Source organism: Bradyrhizobium niftali (assembly GCF_004571025.1).
Classification (GTDB): domain Bacteria; phylum Pseudomonadota; class Alphaproteobacteria; order Rhizobiales; family Xanthobacteraceae; genus Bradyrhizobium; species Bradyrhizobium niftali.
In genome coordinates this window covers 58534-76345 of the sequence record NZ_SPQT01000008.1, presented here as the reverse complement: position 1 = coordinate 76345, position 17812 = coordinate 58534, and the positions used below count along the sequence as shown (strand labels likewise).

The following is a 17812-nucleotide window of genomic DNA, read 5'->3' as shown; positions in this document are numbered from 1 at the left end:
CTACCTCGGAGGTAATCGCACCGATGACGCCGATCTGGGAGCATCGCGCGTAAATAAATTCCCGAAGGGCCGCGCGCCGATGCATCAAACCGTCACAAAGCAGATCGATTCGTCGCGCCGCTGGTGGGTTCTCGCCATCGTCGTCGCCGCCCAGTTCATGTTCGGCGTCGACGCTTTCGTGGTCAACGTCGCCATTCCGACCATCGCCATCGATCTGCACGCAACGCCGGCGCAGATCGAATCCGTCATCGCGATCTATCTGATCGCCTATGCCACGCTGGTCGTCACCGGCGGCCGCCTCGGCGACGTCCACGGCACCAAGAACGTGTTCCTGGCCGGTGTGCTCGGCTTCACCCTGACCTCGCTGTGGTGCGGGCTGGCGCAATCAGGCACGGAGCTGATCGTCGCGCGGCTGGCGCAGGGCGCCACCGCCGCGCTGATGGTGCCGCAGGTGCTGGCGACGCTGCATCTGTTGTTCACCGACGAACAGCGCAACCGGGCCTTCGCCGTCTACGGCATCGTGCTCGGGCTTGCGGGCGCCGCGGGCTTCATGCTCGGCGGTCTTCTCGTCACGCTCGATCTCGCCGGCACCGGCTGGCGCTCGGTGTTCTTCGTCAACGTGCCCTGTGGTCTCCTCATCGCCGGTGCCGCCTCGCGCATCATGCCGTCGGTGCCGCGCCGGGCCGGTACAAGGCTCGACATCAAGGGCAGTGTGGTGCTGTTCGCAGGGCTGTTGTGCCTGATCGGTCCGCTGCTGTTCGGCCACGATGTCGGCTGGGCGCCGTCGCTGTGGGCGGTGATGGCGATCGGCGCTGTGATCCTCGCGGCGTTCCTGAACCTCGAGCACGCGGTCGGGCGCGCCGGCGGCATGCCGCTGATTGACCTCACGCTGCTGGCGGATGCGGCGTTCCTGCGCGGTCTCGGCGCCGCGTTCTTTTTCTTCCTTGCCAATCTCTCGTTCTACCTCGTCATGACGCTGTTCATGCAGCGCGGCCTGAAGATTCCGCCGCTCGAAGCCGGCATGGTCTTCGTTCCGCTTGCGCTCGCCTTCGTCGTGGCCTCGCGTCACAGCGGCGCGCGGGCGCGCCATCGCGGCACCAAGGTGTTGATCGAGGGATGCGCGCTTCAGATCGCCGGCCTCGCCGCGCTTGCGCTTGTCGCAGTCTATGTCGACGCGCCGACGCCGATCGGGCTTGCGCTCACCTTGATCATCTTCGGCTACGGTCAGGGCCTGGTGATGGCGCCGCTGTCCGGCGCGGTGCTCTCGACCGTGAAGCCCGTCGCCGCAGGCTCGGCGTCCGGCATGTACGGCACCATTGCGCAGATCGGAAATGCGGCCGGAGTGGCCGCAATCGGCGCGATATTCTTCGCGATCGAATCATTGCAATCATCGCGCGCAGGATTTCTCGTCTCGCTCGCGCTGTTTGTGACATTAATCATGATCTGCGCCGCATTTCTGGCGTGGATGCGCCGCGCATCTGCACGAAGTTGAGGCATTGCGGTTAATGCGTGCGGATTCTCCGTGAATTTCTGGTAATTGACAGCACACACACTTTTCATTTTGCAGTGCAGCAACTATCTGGTTTGGCTGAACGTTGAATGTCGCCTGCCAGGAGTTGCCGTGTCCCTCGCCAGAAATGTCGATCTCTTGAGACGTCTGCCAAAGGTGGACGGTCTGCGCTTTGCCGACTTCGGCCGCAGCGCGGATGCGTCCAGTCCGATGTCGGAAGTCACGGACTTCGGTGACAATCCCGGCAATCTTCGCATGTTCGCGTTCGCGCCGGCGCAGCTGCAGATGCCGCGCGCGCTCGTCGTCGTGCTGCATGGCTGCGGTCAGACCGCGGCTGCTTACGATCTCGGCGCGGGCTGGTCGACGCTCGCACGGCACTACGGCTTCGCGCTGTTGATGCCCGAGCAGCAGCGCGTCAACAACGGCAACACCTGCTTCAACTGGTTCAATCCGGAAGACACCGCGCGCGACAGCGGCGAGGCGCGCTCGATCCGCGAGATGATCGCGCATATGGTCAAGACGCACCGCATCGATTCCCGGCGCGTCTTCATCACCGGCCTCTCCGCCGGCGGCGGCATGACATCGGTGATGCTCGCGACCTATCCGGACGTCTTCGCGGCCGGCGCGGTGATCGCAGGCTTGCCCTATGGCATCGCCTCGAATTTGCGCGAGGCGCTGGACGGCATGTTCCATTCGCCGGCGCGTCCCGCGCGCGAGCTCGGCGATCTCGTGCGCAACGCTTCCGATTATCGCGGCCCCTGGCCGAAGATGTCGGTGTGGCACGGCAGTGCCGACCGCACCGTCAATCCCGGCAATGCCAACGAGATCGTCAAGCAGTGGCTCGATCTGCATGACCTGCCCGACGTGCCGATGGCCGAGACCCATGTCGACGGCTATCCCCGCCAGGCCTGGTGGAACAAGGACGGCGAGACGCTGGTCGAGTCCTATGCCATCACCGACATGGCGCATGGCACGCCGCTTGGGCTAGCCGACAACGACCAGCGCTATGGCGTCGAGGGCGCGTTCCTGATCGAGGCCGGCATCTCCTCGTCCTATCACATCGCAAAGTTCTTCGGCCTGACCGGCTGGATTCCGGACGCGGCGAAGAAGAAGGCGGAGGCAAAGCCGGCGCTGACGCCCGCGCCGCATCTGGCCCGCTCGATCCGCGCTGCTGTCGCCGAACCGGCCGAGCCGAAGCGCGAGGACGCCCGCGGCTTCGACCTCGGCCAGATCATCACGCGCGCGCTGACCGCCGCGGGGTTGATGAAGTAAACCCCAGCCGTCGTCCCGGACAAGCGCGCCTCAAGCGCGCGCCGATCCGGGACCCATAGCCACAGGACAAAGTTTGGCGCGAAGGCGCAACGCCGAGTCCCCGTAACCACATCTCCCTGCGGCTATGGGGCCCGGATCTGCGCTAACGCCTGTCCGGCATGACAGCAGAGTTTGTGGCGACGCCGGCGCATCGCTGAATAGAACCTACATCTCGCCGGTGATGAACGGATTGGTCATCCGCTCCTGGCCGATGCTCGAGCCTGCGCCATGGCCGCAGATGAAGCCGACGTCGTCGCCGAGCGGCAGCAGCTTGGTCTTAATCGAGTCGATCAGCGTCGCGTGACTGCCGCCGGGCAGGTCGGTGCGGCCGACCGAGCCTGCGAACAGCACGTCGCCGACATGGGCAAATCGTAATTCCTTGTTGAAGAACACCACGCTGCCGGGCGAATGGCCGGGGCAGTGCAGAATGTCGAACTGCAAGCCGCCGATCGACACGGTGTCGCCCTCCTCCAACCAGCGGTCCGGCGCGAAATTGCGCACGCCGGTCATGCCGAAGCGCGCGCCGCTCTCCACCACATTGTCGAGCAGGAACTTGTCGGCTTTATGCGGACCCTCGATCGGCACCTTCAGCGCATCGCGTAACTCCGCGGCGCCGCCGACATGGTCGATATGGCCGTGGGTCAGCCAGATCTTCTCCACGGTGACGCCGGTCTGCTTGATCGCGTCCAAAATCTTCGGCACGTCGCCGCCGGGATCGATCACCACGGCCTTCTTGCCGGGCTCGTCCCAGATGATGGTGCAGTTCTGCTCGAACAGCGTCACGGGGACGATGATCGCGCCGGCCTTGGCTTGCGAGGACTCTTGCGAGGATCCTTGGGTGTCATTTTGCTCGGTCATGGCGCCACAATGCCGATTTTTGCCATGCCGCCAAGCAAAAGATTCGTGGCCCGGGCCCGGAACGGCCGCGTCGACCGTCACACGGCCGTCCCAATTCGCCTGCTGGTTTGAACCGGGGGCGTTGCTTCCGCGTTCTCTCGCGCGAGGCAGTTTTCAGGTGGGTTCTCCGACATGGCGCAGGGCGAGGTGAATTGGTGGCGCGACGGCATCTTCTATCAGGTCTATCCGCGCTCTTTTCAGGACAGCGACGGTGACGGCGTCGGCGATCTCGCCGGCATCTTGCGGCGGCTGCCTTATGTAAAGTCGCTCGGCGTCGACGCGATCTGGCTGTCGCCGATCTTCTCTTCGCCGATGGCCGATTTCGGCTACGACATCTCCGACTATACCGGCATCGATCCGCTGTTTGGCACGATGGCGGATTTCGACGCGCTGCTCACTGCCGCGCACGAGAACGGTCTGAAGCTGATCCTCGACCTCGTGCCCAACCACACCTCGGACCAGCATCCCTGGTTTGTCGAGAGCCGGTCCTCGCGCGACAATCCCAGGCGTGACTGGTACGTCTGGCGCGATCCGGCACCCGATGGCGGCGCGCCGAACAACTGGGTGTCCGAGTTCGGCGGCAGCGCGTGGCAGTTCGACGAGACGACAGGTCAATATTACTACCACGCCTTCCTCGCCCAGCAGCCGGACCTCAACTGGCGCAACCCGGATGTCCGCGCCGCGATCTACGACGTGATGCGGTTCTGGCTGGAGAAGGGCGTCGACGGCTTTCGCGTCGACGTGATCTGGCACCTGATCAAGGACGCCGAGTTCCGCGACAATCCGCCGAACCCGCATTATGTCGAGGGCCGGCCGGCGCACGAAAGGATCATGACGCAATATTCCACCGACCAGCCGGAGGTGCATGACGTCATCGCCGAGATGCGGCGCGTCACCGATGCGTATCGCGCCCGCGTGCTGATCGGCGAGATCTATCTGCCGCTGCACCGGCTGATGGCCTATTACGGCAACGATCTCACCGGCGCGCAGATGCCGTTCAACTTCGCGCTGCTCTCGACCTTCTGGAGCGCGCGCTCGATCGAGAAGATCATCGACGATTATGAGAAGGCGCTGCCGAAAGGCGCCTGGCCGAACTGGGTGCTCGGCAATCACGACCGTCCGCGCGTCGCTAGCCGCGTCGGGCCGGAGCAGGCCCGCGTCGCCGCCATGCTGCTGCTGACGCTGCGCGGCACGCCGACGCTCTACTACGGCGACGAGATCGGCATGCACCAGCTCGCGATCGCGCCCGAGGACGTGCGCGATCCCTTCGAGAAGAACGTGCCCGGCATCGGCGTCGGCCGCGACGGCTGCCGCACGCCGATGCAGTGGGATTCCTCGAACTTCGCCGGCTTCTCGGACGTCCGGCCGTGGCTGCCGCTGCCCGAGGATCATATCCACGAGAACGTCGTCAATCTCGAAGCCGACACGCGCTCGATCCTCAGCCTGAACAAGCGGCTCATCGTGCTGCGAAAGAGCAGCCCGCCCCTGTTGGCGGGCAGCTATCATCCGATCGCGGCGCAGGGCGATCTCTTGATCTACCGCCGCGAGGCCGAGGGCAGGGTGGTGATCGTGGCGCTCAATCTCGGTCCCGATCCGATCGCCGTCACCACCAGCGCGATCCGCTTCGGCAGTGAGATCCTGCTGTCGACGTTTCTGGATCGTGAGGGCGAGCGGCTGGAAGGGGTGCTGGACTTGCGGGGGAATGAGGGGGTGATCGTCGCGCCTCCCGCCTAACCGTCGTCCCGGGGCGCGCGAAGCGCGAGCCCGGGACCCATAGCCACAGGGAGCGGTTTTGCGAAGACTCGGAGTTACCAGTTCGTGCCACACTCTTCCCTGTGGCTATGGGTCCCCACCTTCGCGGGGACGACAGCGGAGAGTGCGACAGCGGTGCGCACGGCCACGTCATCCCGGATGCTTGTTGCCCCGCGCTGTATTCTCGTCGATATCACTCCGCTTCAGTAAATAATCCAGCCCGCCGACCCGGTACCAGCGATAGCCATAGGGCTCCAGCACGACACGGTGCTGGCCGCGCTTGTCGGCGTGGCTGTGGTCTTCCGCGAGCAGATTGATCAGGTGCGCGCCGGCATCATCGGGCAACCCCGTTGAAAACGCGATCTCGCGTGGCTTCTCATCGAGATTGTGCACCAACAGCACGGAATTGTTGCGCCAGTCGTAGCGCATGATGAAGACGGCGGGATCGCGCGTCGCAATGATGGCGAAATCGCCCCAGCCGATCTCGGGCACCTCCTTGCGCATGCGGACGATGCGTTCGGTCCAGTTCAGCATGGAATTGGCATCGCGTCGCTGCTTGGCGACGTTGACGTGCGGAAAGCCGTAAGGGCCCTTGTCGATGATGGGACACGCCGGCTTGTCGTTCTTGGTGAAGCCGCCATGCGGCTCGGTCGACCATTGCATCGGCGTGCGCGCGCAATTGCGCTCCGGCAATGAGAGATCGTCGCCCATCCCGATCTCGTCGCCATAGCGGATCACGGGCGTTCCCGGCAGCGTGCACATCAGGCTGTAGGCAAGCTCGAGCCGCCTGCGGTCGCCGCCCAGCATCGGCGCGAGGCGGCGGCGGATGCCGCGGTCGTAGAGCTGCATGTCCTTGTCGGGGCCGAAGCTTTTGAACACGGTGTCGCGCTGCGCCGGGGTCAATCGCCCGAGATCGAGCTCGTCGTGATTGCGCAGGAACAGGCCCCATTGCGCCGAGGCCGGCCGCGGCCTGGTCGCCTTCAGCGCCTTTGCCAGCGGACGCGAGTCGCCGGATGCCAGCGCATAGAACAGGTGCTGGTTGACGTGGAAGTTGAACATCATGTGCATGCGGTCGGCATCGCGGCCGAAATAGTTCATGTCGGTTTCCGGCAGCACATTGGCCTCGGCGAGGATGATGGCGTCGCCCTGGCGCCATTGCAGGAACTCGCGGAACGCGCGCAGCATGTCGTATTGCTCGACCGGCTTCTTCACCTTGGCGCCCTTGGTCGCGATCACGAAGGGCACGGCGTCCATGCGGAAGCCGGAGACGCCGAGCTGGATCCAGAAGCCCATGATCTTCAGGATCTCGGCCTGCACGTGCGGGTTCGAGGTGTTGAGGTCGGGCTGGAAATCGTAGAAGCGATGGAAATACCAGGCGCCGGCGTCCTTGTCGCGCGTCCAGGTCGATTTCTGCACGCCGGGAAACACCATCCCCTTGTTGGCATTGGCCGGCTTCGTGTCGGACCAGACATACCAGTCGCGATAGGGGGAATTCCTGTCGCGCCGCGCTTCCTTGAACCAGTGATGCTGGTCCGAGGTGTGGTTGACGACGAGGTCGATGATGATGCGGATGCCGCGCTGCTTGCAGCCATGGGCGAACTCGACGAAGTCGCCGAGCGTGCCGTAGCGGGAATCGACGCTGTAATAATCGGCGATGTCGTAGCCGTCGTCACGGCCCGGCGAAGTCTGGAACGGCATCAGCCAGATCGTGGTGATGCCGAGGCCGTGCAGATAGTCGAGCCGCCGTAGCAGGCCCTTGAAATCACCGACGCCGTCGCCGTCGGCATCCATGTAGGTGCCGACCGAGAGGCAGTAGATCACGCCGTTCTTGTACCAGAGATCGTCGATCATGCGCGAGCGGCCTCGATGCTCCGCCGAGGTGCGGCGGCTGCGTGATAAGTGCGAGGGGGAGGGGAGGTTCCCGAGTGTCGTCCCGGCCCCCGTGCGCAATTGCGCACTAGGCCGGGACGACGGCGGAGAGTGAGGCCACAGCTCGCGCTATCAAGCAGTGTGAACCCCACGGGAATCGGCTAAACTCCCCCCATGGACAGCAGCGCCCGCAACATCGCCCTCGTGCCGCCGCCGGACCGCCGTCAATCCGAGACGGCGCTGGCGATCGCGCGTGGCACGGCGCGGCTGCTGCGCTCGCTTGGTTTCTCCTGCATCAGCGAATTGCCGCTGCCCTCGGGCCGGCGTGCCGATCTGGTGGCGCTGAACGAGCGCGGCGAGATCTGGATCGTCGAGATCAAGTCGTCGGTGGAGGATCTGCGCGCCGATCAGAAATGGCACGAGTACCGTGCCCATTGCGACCGGCTGTTCTTCGCCTTCACGCAGGATCTGCCGTGCGAGATCTTTCCGCAAGACACCGGCCTGATCATCGCCGACGCCTACGGTGCGCATCTGCATTGCGAGGCGCCCGAGCACAAGATCGCGGCCGCCACGCGCAAGCAGATGACGGTGCGCTTTGCGATGGCAGCGGCGCTGCGGATCAACCGGCTGGTCGATCCGCAGGGGCACGCGGATTTCTGGGAGTGAATGCGTAGGGTGGGTTAGCGTAGCGTAACGTAACCCACCACTTCTGCCGCACGAGAAAAGGTGGATTACGCCTTCGGCTAATCCACCCTACGAAACTTACCTCGGCGCGCGCTTGGCCAAAATGCGCTGCAACGTGCGGCGGTGCATGTTCAGCCGCCGCGCCGTTTCCGAGACGTTGCGGTTGCACATTTCGTAGATGCGCTGGATGTGTTCCCAGCGGACGCGGTCCGCGGACATCGGGTTGGTCGGCAGCTCGGATTTCTCTGCGCTGGTCGACAGCAGCGCGGCGACGACGTCGTCGGCGTCCGCGGGCTTGGAGAGATAATCGATCGCGCCCATCTTCACCGCGGTCACCGCGGTGGCGATGTTGCCATAGCCGGTCAGCACGATCGCGCGTGCATCCGGGCGTTTCTTCTTCAGCGCGGAGACCACGTCGAGGCCGTTGCCGTCACCGAGTCGCAAGTCGACCACCGCGAAGGCCGGCGCCGCCTTGCCAATCTGCGCAAGACCGTCCGAGACGGTGTCACACGACGTCACCGCGAACCCGCGGGTCTCCATGGCGCGCGACAGCCGCTCCAGAAACGGCTTGTCGTCCTCCACGATGAGAAGCGAGCGGTCGGTCTGTTCGTTCAGTTCGGCGATTGCGTTCAAGGTTTGGTCCTCTCTCCTGCGCGTCCACATATGGCCTCGCAATCGGCCGGCGCCAAGGCCGCCAATGGTCGATCGGGCCCTCTGTGCGACGCAAGGTCGCGCCCTATCCTATTGTTTCTTCAAGCGTCTCGATAGCCTCAAAACGCTGTCGCGGCCACGTGATCTGGACCACCGCTCCGTGTTCCGGGAAGATCCGGTTGGTAAACGAGACCTTGGCGCCGGTGCGTTCGAGCAGGGTGCGCGCGATGAACACGCCCAATCCGAGCCCGCGCCGTTCGCCAACGGCATCATCCTGGGTGCGCCGCCGCGACAGATAGGGCTCGCCGATCCGGTTGAGGATATCGGGCGGAATGCCGGGGCCGTCGTCGGAGATCAGCAGCTCGATCGTGTCCTTGTTCCACCAGGCGTTCACCTCGACGGCGGTGCGGGCGAAATCGACTGCGTTCTCGACGATGTTGCCGACGCCGTAGAGGATCGCGGGGTTGCGCGAGCCGACCGGCTCGGCGAAGGCGGCCACCGCGATCCGCACCTTGATGTCGACGCCGAAATCGCGATGCGGGGCCACCACCTCCTCGATCAACTCCGACAGCTTCATGCGGTCGAACGGCGCACCGGTGGAGGAGAGCTGGGTGATCTTGCTGAGGATGTCGCGGCAACGCTGGGTCTGCTCGCGCAGGGTTTTCAGATCGGCGGCAAAGTCCGGGTCCTTCACCGTCTTTTCCAGCTCGCGCGAGATCAGGAAGATGGTCGCAAGCGGCGTGCCGAGCTCGTGCGCGGCCGCGGCGGCGAGGCCGTCGAGCTGGGTCAGGTGCTGCTCGCGCGTCAGCACCAGCTCGGTCGCGGCCAGCGCATCCGCAAGCTTGCGCGCCTCCTCGGTCACCTGGAACGAGTAGAGGCTGGTGACCCCGATCGCGAGCACGATCGAGAGCCAGACGCCGACGAGATAGATCGGCGGCAGTACCAGCGGATCGTCGGAATCCCAGGGCAGCGGCAGGTGGAAGAAGAACAGCACCGAGGCGCAGGCGACCGCCAGCACGCCAAGCCCGAAGGTGAAGCGGGCCGGCAGTGCGGTCGCCGAGATCAGCACCGGCGCGAGGAACAGGAACGAGAACGGATTCTGGAGCCCGCCGGTGAAGAACAAGAGTCCGGCCAGCTCCACGATGTTCAGCGCGAGCAGTCCGGCCGCCTGTATCGGCTCCAGCCGCTGCAGCGGATTGGAGACGGCCTGGAGCCCCAGATTGAGCGCGGCCGACAGGGCGATGATGCTGACGCAGGGGACGATCTCGACATTGAACTCCAGCCCCTGCGCTACGATGAAGATCGCGGCGAGCTGGCCCAGCACCGCGAGCCAGCGCAGCCGCAGGATGGTGTCCAGGCGGATATGCCGCTGCGCGGGACGAAAGTCGGAAGCGGCAATTTCGGTCATGTCGGCCAATGTGGCGGTGCCTTCTGGTCACAAACGCGCGGCTGGTGGAACCATCCGGATTACAAGCCTTGCGCTGTCAGCTGCAATAGCAGAAGAACGGCCCAGCATGACCGGGAACGACAAAGCTTCAAGTCCGCCGACTGTCGCGGAGCGCAGCTCCTCTGCGGCAATTGCGGTCGATCACCTCGTCAAGGTCTACAAGCAGACCCGCGCCGTCGATGACATCTCCTTTTCGCTGCCGCGCGGCAGCATCACCGGGCTGTTGGGCGGCAACGGCGCCGGCAAGACCACGACCATCGCGATGATCATGGGGCTGGTGCTGCCGACCTCCGGCCGCGTGCAGGTGCTCGGTCACAGGATGCCCGAGGAGAGCGCTTCCGTGCTGGGCCGGATGAATTTCGAGAGCCCCTATGTCGACATGCCGATGCGGCTCACGGTGCGCCAGAACCTCACCATCTTCGGCAAGCTCTATGCGGTGAAGAATCTCGCGGGCCGCATCGCCAGGCTCGCCGACGATCTCGACCTCACCGAATTCATCGACCGCGCCAACGGCAAGCTCTCCGCCGGCCAGAAGACCCGCGTCGCGCTGGCGAAGGCGCTGATCAACCAGCCCGAGCTGCTTCTCCTGGACGAGCCCACGGCTTCGCTCGACCCTGACACCGCCGATTGGGTGCGAGCCCATCTGGAGCGCTATCGCAAGGAGAACAACGCCACCATCCTGCTGGCCTCGCACAACATGCTCGAGGTCGAGCGTCTGTGCGACCGCGTCATCATCATGAAGCGCGGCCGCATCGAGGACGACGACACGCCCGAGGCCATCATGGCCCGCTACAACCGCACCACGCTGGAGGAGGTGTTTCTGGACGTCGCCCGCGGCCGGGTGAACGGCGAGAAGGAGGCGGCGCGATGAGGGAGTCCCGATTTTTCGGTCCTAGCCCGGATGGATCCCGTCATCCCGGGGCGCGACATAGTCGCGAGCCCGGAATCCATAACCACAGGATTGAATTTGGCGAAGACTCGGGGTTACCGGTCTCGCCCCACAATCGCCGCCTATGGTTATGGATTCCGGGCTCGCGCGCCGCGCGCCCCGGAATGACGAAGCTTGATCCCAGCTACGTGGTGCGCCGATGAGCGAGATCTCCCTTCACCGCGGCATCTCCATGCAGCGCATCGGCGCGATGATCCTGCGCTATTGGTACCTCTTGATGTCGTCCTGGCCGCGGCTGCTCGAGCTGCTCTACTGGCCGGCGCTCCAGGTCATCACCTGGGGCTTCCTCCAGCTCTACATCGCGCAGAACGCCAATTTCTTCGCGCGCGCTGGCGGCACGCTGATCGGCGCCGTCATCCTCTGGGACATCCTGTTCCGGGGACAGCTCGGCTTCTCCATCTCCTTCCTGGAGGAGATGTGGGCGCGCAACCTCGGCAACCTCATGATGAGCCCCTTGAGGCCGATCGAGTTTCTGCTGTCGCTGATGATCATGAGCCTGATCCGGCTCGCGATCGGTGTGATCCCGATGACGCTGCTCGCGCTGTTCCTGTTTCATTTCAACGTCTACAGCCTCGGCCTGCCGCTGATCGCGTTCTTCTGCAATCTGATCTTCACCAGCTGGTCGGTCGGCATCTTCGTCTCGGGGCTCGTGCTGCGAAACGGTCTCGGCGCCGAGAGCATCGTCTGGACCCTGATGTTCGCGATCATGCCGCTCGCCTGCATCTACTATCCGGTCAGCGTGCTGCCGGCCTGGCTGCAAGTCGTCGCCTGGGTGCTGCCGCCGACCTATGTGTTCGAGGGGATGCGCGCGCTCTTGATCGAGAACACCTTCCGCACCGACCTGATGCTGGAGGCGCTGGCCATCAATGCAGGCCTTCTGGTTGCATCTTTTGGGGCATTCCTTGCCCTTTTGCGCAGCGCCAGGAAGAACGGCTCGCTGCTGTCCGCCGGCGAATAGTTTCACTTTCCCGTGGATTCAGGCTGATTTAACCGTCTTCGCTACGTAGATGTACGGGGACGATGCATTGACGCAATATTACGCATTCGGCAGTATGCTGCGATGCGAAGAGGGATATAGCGATGCCTATTGGTGAGTTTGGCGGCGCACCGCCCCTGGCTGCAGAAGGCAGTCCGGTTCTGACGACGCCGATGTACTGGATGTACGAGATGGCGCACGCCTCTCTCAATCCGGCACGCGCGGTCACCGACGCGACCAAGCTCCTGTTTCAGAATCCCCTCAATCCCTGGGCGCGCACCGAAGTCGGCAAGTCGGTCGCCGCGGCCTGCGAATTGTTCGAGCGCACCACGCGCCGCTACGGCAAGCCGGAATGGGGCCTCAACGACACCGAGGTCAACGGCATCCGCGTCCCCGTCGAGATCCGTTCGGTCTGGGAAAAGCCGTTCTGCCGGCTGCTCTATTTCGATCGCAAGTTCACCCGTCCGCTGCGCAGCCCGCAGCCGCGCGTGCTGATCGTAGCCCCGATGTCCGGCCACTATGCGACGCTGCTGCGCGGCACGGTCGAGGCGTTCCTGCCCGCGCATGAGGTCTACATCACCGACTGGGCCGATGCCCGCATGGTGCCGCTCAGCGACGGCCGCTTCGATCTCGACGACTACATCGACTACGTCATCGAGATGCTGCACGTCCTCGGCGGCAACACCCATGTCATGGCGGTGTGCCAGCCCTCGGTGCCCGTCGTCGCCGCCGTCTCGATCATGGAAGCGCAGCGCGATCCGTTCGTGCCCACCTCGATGACGCTGATGGGCGGCCCGATCGACACCCGCCGCAATCCGACCGGCGTGAACGACCTCGCCCAGCAGCGCGGCATCGACTGGTTCCGCAACCACGTCATCACCAAGGTGCCGTTCCCGCATCCGGGCATGATGCGCGACGTCTATCCGGGATTCTTGCAGCTCAACGGCTTCATCAGCATGAATCTCGACCGGCACATGGATGCCCACAAGCAGCTCTTCGCCCATCTGGTGAAGGGCGACGGCGATCTCGTCGACAAGCATCGTGAGTTCTATGACGAATATCTCGCGGTGATGGACCTCTCCGCCGAGTATTACCTGCAGACGGTCGACACCGTGTTCGTGAAGCACTCGCTGCCGAAGGGCGAGATGACCCATCGTGGAACCCGCGTCGATCCCTCCAAGGTCAAGCGTGTGGCGTTGATGACGGTCGAAGGCGAGAACGACGACATCTCCGGTCTCGGTCAGACCGAAGCAACGCACACATTGTGCAGCTCGATCCCCGATCATCGCCGCGTTCATTACGTCCAGAAGGGCGTCGGTCATTACGGCGTGTTCAACGGCTCGCGTTTCAAGTCGGAAATCATGCCGCGGATTCACGACTTCATGGTCTCCGCAGCGAATCCGAGCTCGTTGCAGGCGCTCGCAGCTGAATAATCGCGTATTTCGGCTTTCCCGTCGGAAATTCGGGTGCTGCCGGAGGTTCCGGCAGGGCCTGTTCCCGTCCAGATTCGCGGTATTTAGGTAGCCTTATAGGAGTGAGTCCCCCCTCACCCCTTGGGGGTGTCGCATGCATCCAGCGGGGGCGAAAAAAGCGGGTTCCAACCCCAGTCTGTAGGGTCTCCCGGACGCCAGACCCCTGTATATTGGGCAAATGATTTGTTTTTGCGCCGAGCGCTTTCCCTGGCGGCGGTTATGGCAGAATCCGGGCGAACTCCTGCTCCCCGGACTCACAGACATGGCCACTCGCGCACTCCTTTATCGGCGGCCCCACGAGCCAAAGACCCTCGTCATCACCCATGGATCGCAGTTTTTTGCGATTCGGCTGCGTCGGCACAGACGCGCGCGCCGTTACACGCTCAGAATTCATCCGAGCGATCGCGAAGCCATCCTCACCATGCCGCCGCGCGGCACGCTCGCCGAAGCAAAAGACTTCGCGCAGCGTCACGGTGCTTGGATCGCGGCACGTCTCGGGCGTTTGCCGAAGGCCGCGCCGTTCCAGCCTGGCACAGTGATACCGCTCCGCGGCGTTCCCCATCGCATCGTTCATCGCGCCGGTGCGCGCGGCACGGTGTGGACGGAAGTGCGCGACAGCGGTGAACGCATTCTCTGCGTCGCCGGCGGGGTCGAATATGCGGACCGCCGCGTCCATGACTTCCTCAAGCGCGAGGCGCGCCACGATCTCCAGCGTTCGGCCGAAGCCTATGCCGGCGAGCTCGGTGTCAGGGTCAAGCGCCTGTCGATCCGCGACCAGTCCAGCCGCTGGGGCTCCTGCACCTCGGCGGGCTCGCTGTCGTTCTCCTGGCGCCTGATCCTCGCGCCGCCCTTCGTGCTCGACTATCTCGCCGCGCACGAGGTCGCCCATCTCGTCGAGATGAACCACTCGGCGCGGTTCTGGCGCGTGTGCGGCAAGGTCTGCCCCTCGATGGAGCGCGCCAAGAAGTGGCTCGACACGTACGGAAATGACCTGCACCGGTACGGGGTCGAGGATTAGGGCCGTTGTGGCGGTCTTGGAAGGTGTCATCGCCCGCGAAAGCGGGCGATCCAGTATTCCAGAGGCGGTTGTGATTGAATCGAGAAGCCGCGGCGTACTGGATTCCCCGCCTTCGCGGGGAATGACAGTTGAGAATGCGGCAGCATCAGCCGGTCTCGCTCGATTCTCGCCGCACGTCGCGACAATTGCGCGGCATGCCTGATTAGCCCCGTCGCATCAAGCGCTTCTTCCAATCCACCGCGCATCGCGCCGGCAATCACCGGCTACTGTGCATGGGGTTGTTTTCGCAGTTTTTGTTTTGAGGTCATGGCGACCTCACGACGAACCTATCGGTTCCCGCCAAACAGCCGGTCCATCAGCCAGCCGTCGAGTCCTGCGGCGGCTTCGGGCCGCGCATTGGCGCGCGTGGGCGGCGGGCGATAGCCGCCATTGTTCGCCGGCGCGGGTCCGGGCGCGGCCGCTGTCGGAGGCGACACTTGCGATGCCGCCTGCGCGAGGTTCGACAGACCCCAGCCACCCGGCGAACTCGGTAGGTTTGCCACCTGCACGCCCTCGTGCGCGGTGCGCATGAAGCGCGACCAGACTTCCACCGGCAGGCCGCCGCCGGTGGCCTTCTTGGTCGGCGAGTTGTCGTCATTGCCGAGCCAGACGCCGGTGACGAGGTTGGCGGTGTAGCCGATGAACCAGGCGTCGCGGTAATCTTGGCTGGTGCCGGTCTTGCCGGCCGCCGGCCAGCCGGGGATCTCCGCCTTCTTGGCGGTGCCTGATATCAGCGTCTCCCGCATCATCGTGTTCATCATGCCGACATAGCGCGGGTCGATCACCTGGTTGCGCTCGTCCGCCTGGCGCATGTAGAGCAGCTTGCCACCGAGCGTCCTGATCCGCGTGACGACATGCGGCGTCACCGCGAAGCCGCCATTGGCGAACGGCGCATAGGCGCCGACCAGCTCGACGACCGAGACCTCGGAGGTGCCGAGCGCGATCGAGGCGTTGGGCTCGAGCTTGGAGGAGATGCCGAGCCGGTGCGCGGTGCGCACCACGTTCTTCGGCCCGACCTCAAGGCCGAGGCGGATCGCGACCGTGTTGAGCGACATCGCCAGCGCCTGGGTCAGCGTCACCGCGCCGAAATATTCATGGGTGTAGTTCTCAGGCTTCCAGCCCTTGACCTCGATCGGCGCGTCCTGGCGCATGGTATCGGGCGTCAGGCCCTGCTCGAGCGCGGTCAGGTACACGAACGGCTTGAACGAGGAGCCCGGCTGGCGCTTGGCCGTGACCGCGCGGTTGTACTGGCTCTCGGAATAGTTCCGCCCGCCGACCAAGGCGCGCACGGCGCCGTCGGGCGTCATCGCCACCAGCGCGCCCTGGCTGACATTGAACTTGACGCTCTTGGCCGCGAGCTCGTCGATGATGGCGGCTTCCGCCACGCCCTGCAGCTTCGGATCGATCGTGGTCTCGACCTTGATGCTCTCGTCGATCTGGCCGACGAGATCGTCCAGCACCTCGCCGATCCAGTCGGCGACGTAATTGACCGTGCCGGCACCGACCGGCTTCACGTTGTAGGAGGGATGGCCGATCGAGGCCTGCGCCTGCGCTTCAGTGATGAACTTTGCGTCCGCCATCGCCGTGAGCACGATCTGCGCGCGCGCTTCCGCGCCTTCCGGGTTGCGGTTCGGCGCAAGCCGCGACGGCGATTTGACGAGACCGGCCAGCATCGCGGCTTCTGCGATGGTCACGTTCTTCGCCGACTTGCCGAAATAGCGCTGCGCAGCGGCCTCGACGCCGTAGGCGCCCGAGCCGAAATAGACGCGGTTGAGATAGAGCTCCAGGATATCGTTCTTGGAATGCTTGCGCTCCAGCCAGATCGCGAGCTCCGCCTCCTGCAGCTTGCGCTGCATGGTGCGTTCCTGGGTCAGGAACAGGTTCTTCGCGAGCTGCTGCGTCAGCGTCGAGCCGCCCTGCGACACGCCGCGATGGAGCACGTTGGTGACGAGGGCGCGCAGGATGCCGACGGGATCGATGCCGAAATGCGAATAGAAGCGGCGGTCTTCGATGGCGATGAAGGCCTTGGGCAGGTATGGCGGCAGATCCTTCAGTGCGACATTGGCGCCGGCCATCTCGCCGCGTTGCGCCAGCATGCTGCCGTCGATGCCGACGATCTGGATCGTCGGCGGACGCTTGGGAATCTCCAGCGACTGGATCGGCGGCAGATGGGCGCCGACCCAGACCACGACGCCGATCACGGCGATCGCGCCCCACAGGCCCAGCACCGCACCCCAATAGACCAGGCGCCCAATGCTGGCGCCGATGCGCGACTTCGACCGGCGCTTGGCGCCGCTGCGGCCGGCCGATGCCTTCCGCTCGCGCGGCGGCTCGTCGGTGGAATCCTCAGCTTTGCTCTTGGCGGATGATTTCGCTGACTTCTTCGGCTTGTCCTCGCCGCCCGGGACGCGGTCGGCCGCGGTCAGGCGCAGGTCGGTGAGCGCCGCGGGCAAGCCGAACAGCGGCTCCTTCCGCCCACCCTTTTTCTTTCCCCACGCCATAAGCAAAACGCCCGGTCAGTCCGCCCCGCCGCACGCTAGCGGTCGCTGTTTAAGGCCCGGTTACCCAGACGTTAACGCGCGATTAGGAGGTGCGGCATTCGCCCGCCGCAGTTCCGCTCATCGGACGGCGAAGCTAGGATCGCCGCCACAAAGCGAGAGGGAACACGCGAGGGAGTACCTATGGGCCACATCGATCCGACCAAGGAGATTTTTGCGCAATTCCGGGACAACGACCGCCCGGGCCCGATCCACATGCTCAATCTGGTGCGCCTGCGCAAGGACGCTGCCTATCCGGACGGCCGCAAGGCGAGCGGCGCGGAGGCCTATGCGGCCTATGGCCGCGAGAGCGGCCCGGTGTTCGAACGCCTCGGCGGCCGCATCGTCTGGCAGGGCAGGTTCGAGCTGATGCTGATCGGCCCGCAGGAAGAACGCTGGGACCATTGCTTCATCGCCGAATACCCAAGCGTCGCCGCCTTCGTCGAGATGATCCGCGATCCCGTCTACCGCGAGGCGGTGAAGCACCGTCAGGCCGCCGTGGAGGATTCGCGGCTGATCCGGCACGCGGTGTTGCCGGTGGGGAAGAATTTTGGGGAGATACCGAAGTAGACGCCGCACAAGTTCGTAGGGTGGGTTAGCCTTGCGGCTACGCGAAGCGCAGTCCGCTAGGCGTAACCCACCAATCCTGTCACCGCGGATAGAGACAGTGGTGGGTTGCGCCGAGCAGATTCGCTTCGCG

The 17812-nt window shown here is 64.6% G+C and carries 14 protein-coding genes; 9 read left to right on the top strand and 5 right to left on the bottom strand.

Translation table 11 applies throughout. From position 1 onward, the window contains the following. Nucleotides 1-79 precede the first annotated feature (79 nt). Both E4K65_RS16460 and E4K65_RS16455 read left to right on the top strand, forming a co-directional pair. Nucleotides 80-1492: an MFS transporter gene (locus E4K65_RS16460; protein WP_135175206.1), complete on the top strand. Its 1413-nt coding sequence runs from the start codon at nucleotides 80-82 to the stop codon at nucleotides 1490-1492. 129 nt (nucleotides 1493-1621) lie between these two features. Then, a complete protein-coding gene (locus E4K65_RS16455; protein WP_167770865.1) occupies nucleotides 1622-2782 on the top strand; it encodes an extracellular catalytic domain type 1 short-chain-length polyhydroxyalkanoate depolymerase in 1161 nt (386 codons plus the stop codon). 204 nt (nucleotides 2783-2986) lie between these two features. On the opposite strand, the gene E4K65_RS16445 is transcribed toward E4K65_RS16455, so the two are convergent. Continuing rightward, entirely contained in the window at nucleotides 2987-3679 is a 693-nt protein-coding gene (locus E4K65_RS16445) for an MBL fold metallo-hydrolase (protein WP_135175070.1), read from the bottom strand. A 171-nt stretch (nucleotides 3680-3850) separates the two neighbouring features. Here E4K65_RS16445 and E4K65_RS16440 point away from each other — a divergent pair, with 171 nt between their 5' ends. Further along, nucleotides 3851-5452, top strand: a complete 1602-nt coding sequence (locus E4K65_RS16440) for an alpha-amylase family glycosyl hydrolase (RefSeq protein WP_135175069.1) — start codon at nucleotides 3851-3853, stop codon at nucleotides 5450-5452. Between the two features lie 168 nt (nucleotides 5453-5620). On the opposite strand, the gene E4K65_RS16435 is transcribed toward E4K65_RS16440, so the two are convergent. Further along, the gene (locus E4K65_RS16435; protein ID WP_135175068.1) at nucleotides 5621-7321 is read right to left on the bottom strand and encodes an alpha-amylase family protein; all 1701 of its coding nucleotides are present in this window, start codon (nucleotides 7319-7321) and stop codon (nucleotides 5621-5623) included. Nucleotides 7322-7513: 192 nt separating this feature from the next. Between E4K65_RS16435 and E4K65_RS16430 the strand changes: the two genes are divergently transcribed. Further along, nucleotides 7514-8005, top strand: coding sequence for an MmcB family DNA repair protein (locus E4K65_RS16430; RefSeq protein ID WP_092186190.1), 492 nt, complete (start codon nucleotides 7514-7516; stop codon nucleotides 8003-8005). Nucleotides 8006-8101: 96 nt separating this feature from the next. Here the strand turns inward: E4K65_RS16430 and E4K65_RS16425 are convergent, their stop codons facing one another. Then, nucleotides 8102-8656, bottom strand: coding sequence for an ActR/PrrA/RegA family redox response regulator transcription factor (locus E4K65_RS16425; RefSeq protein ID WP_008141807.1), 555 nt, complete (start codon nucleotides 8654-8656; stop codon nucleotides 8102-8104). 103 nt (nucleotides 8657-8759) lie between these two features. Next, nucleotides 8760-10082, bottom strand: a complete 1323-nt coding sequence (locus E4K65_RS16420) for an ActS/PrrB/RegB family redox-sensitive histidine kinase (RefSeq protein ID WP_135175066.1) — start codon at nucleotides 10080-10082, stop codon at nucleotides 8760-8762. A gap of 106 nt (nucleotides 10083-10188) precedes the next feature. Here E4K65_RS16420 and E4K65_RS16415 point away from each other — a divergent pair, with 106 nt between their 5' ends. The 4 genes from E4K65_RS16415 (at nucleotide 10189) to E4K65_RS16400 (ending at nucleotide 14536) form a co-directional block, all read left to right on the top strand. After that, nucleotides 10189-10992, top strand: a complete 804-nt coding sequence (locus E4K65_RS16415; protein WP_167770864.1) for an ABC transporter ATP-binding protein — start codon at nucleotides 10189-10191, stop codon at nucleotides 10990-10992. Between the two features lie 217 nt (nucleotides 10993-11209). After that, nucleotides 11210-12028, top strand: a complete 819-nt coding sequence (locus E4K65_RS16410; protein WP_135175065.1) for an ABC transporter permease — start codon at nucleotides 11210-11212, stop codon at nucleotides 12026-12028. Nucleotides 12029-12150: 122 nt separating this feature from the next. After that, entirely contained in the window at nucleotides 12151-13479 is a 1329-nt protein-coding gene (locus tag E4K65_RS16405) for a polyhydroxyalkanoate depolymerase (protein ID WP_135175064.1), read from the top strand. A gap of 217 nt (nucleotides 13480-13696) precedes the next feature. After that, nucleotides 13697-14536 (top strand): M48 family metallopeptidase, encoded by an 840-nt coding sequence (locus tag E4K65_RS16400; RefSeq protein ID WP_135175063.1) that lies wholly within the window; start codon nucleotides 13697-13699, stop codon nucleotides 14534-14536. Between the two features lie 326 nt (nucleotides 14537-14862). On the opposite strand, the gene E4K65_RS16395 is transcribed toward E4K65_RS16400, so the two are convergent. Next, nucleotides 14863-17076, bottom strand: a complete 2214-nt coding sequence (locus E4K65_RS16395; RefSeq protein WP_135175062.1) for a transglycosylase domain-containing protein — start codon at nucleotides 17074-17076, stop codon at nucleotides 14863-14865. A 180-nt stretch (nucleotides 17077-17256) separates the two neighbouring features. On the opposite strand from E4K65_RS16395, the gene E4K65_RS16390 reads away from it, so the two are divergent. Next, nucleotides 17257-17682 carry a DUF1330 domain-containing protein gene (locus E4K65_RS16390; protein ID WP_135175061.1) on the top strand — a complete coding sequence of 142 codons (426 nt, stop codon included), beginning with the start codon at nucleotides 17257-17259 and terminating at the stop codon, nucleotides 17680-17682. Nucleotides 17683-17812: the final 130 nt, after the last annotated feature.

Coding starts and splice junctions, on each gene's coding strand:
- E4K65_RS16460 (WP_135175206.1), top strand. CDS start 80: ATGCATCAAACCGTCACAAAGCAGATCGATTCGTCGCGCCGCTGGTGG.
- E4K65_RS16445 (WP_135175070.1), bottom strand. CDS start 3,679: ATGACCGAGCAAAATGACACCCAAGGATCCTCGCAAGAGTCCTCGCAA.
- E4K65_RS16440 (WP_135175069.1), top strand. CDS start 3,851: ATGGCGCAGGGCGAGGTGAATTGGTGGCGCGACGGCATCTTCTATCAG.
- E4K65_RS16435 (WP_135175068.1), bottom strand. CDS start 7,321: ATGATCGACGATCTCTGGTACAAGAACGGCGTGATCTACTGCCTCTCG.
- E4K65_RS16430 (WP_092186190.1), top strand. CDS start 7,514: ATGGACAGCAGCGCCCGCAACATCGCCCTCGTGCCGCCGCCGGACCGC.
- E4K65_RS16420 (WP_135175066.1), bottom strand. CDS start 10,082: ATGACCGAAATTGCCGCTTCCGACTTTCGTCCCGCGCAGCGGCATATC.
- E4K65_RS16415 (WP_167770864.1), top strand. CDS start 10,189: ATGACCGGGAACGACAAAGCTTCAAGTCCGCCGACTGTCGCGGAGCGC.
- E4K65_RS16410 (WP_135175065.1), top strand. CDS start 11,210: ATGAGCGAGATCTCCCTTCACCGCGGCATCTCCATGCAGCGCATCGGC.
- E4K65_RS16405 (WP_135175064.1), top strand. CDS start 12,151: ATGCCTATTGGTGAGTTTGGCGGCGCACCGCCCCTGGCTGCAGAAGGC.
- E4K65_RS16400 (WP_135175063.1), top strand. CDS start 13,697: ATGATTTGTTTTTGCGCCGAGCGCTTTCCCTGGCGGCGGTTATGGCAG.
- E4K65_RS16395 (WP_135175062.1), bottom strand. CDS start 17,076: ATGGCGTGGGGAAAGAAAAAGGGTGGGCGGAAGGAGCCGCTGTTCGGC.
- E4K65_RS16390 (WP_135175061.1), top strand. CDS start 17,257: ATGGGCCACATCGATCCGACCAAGGAGATTTTTGCGCAATTCCGGGAC.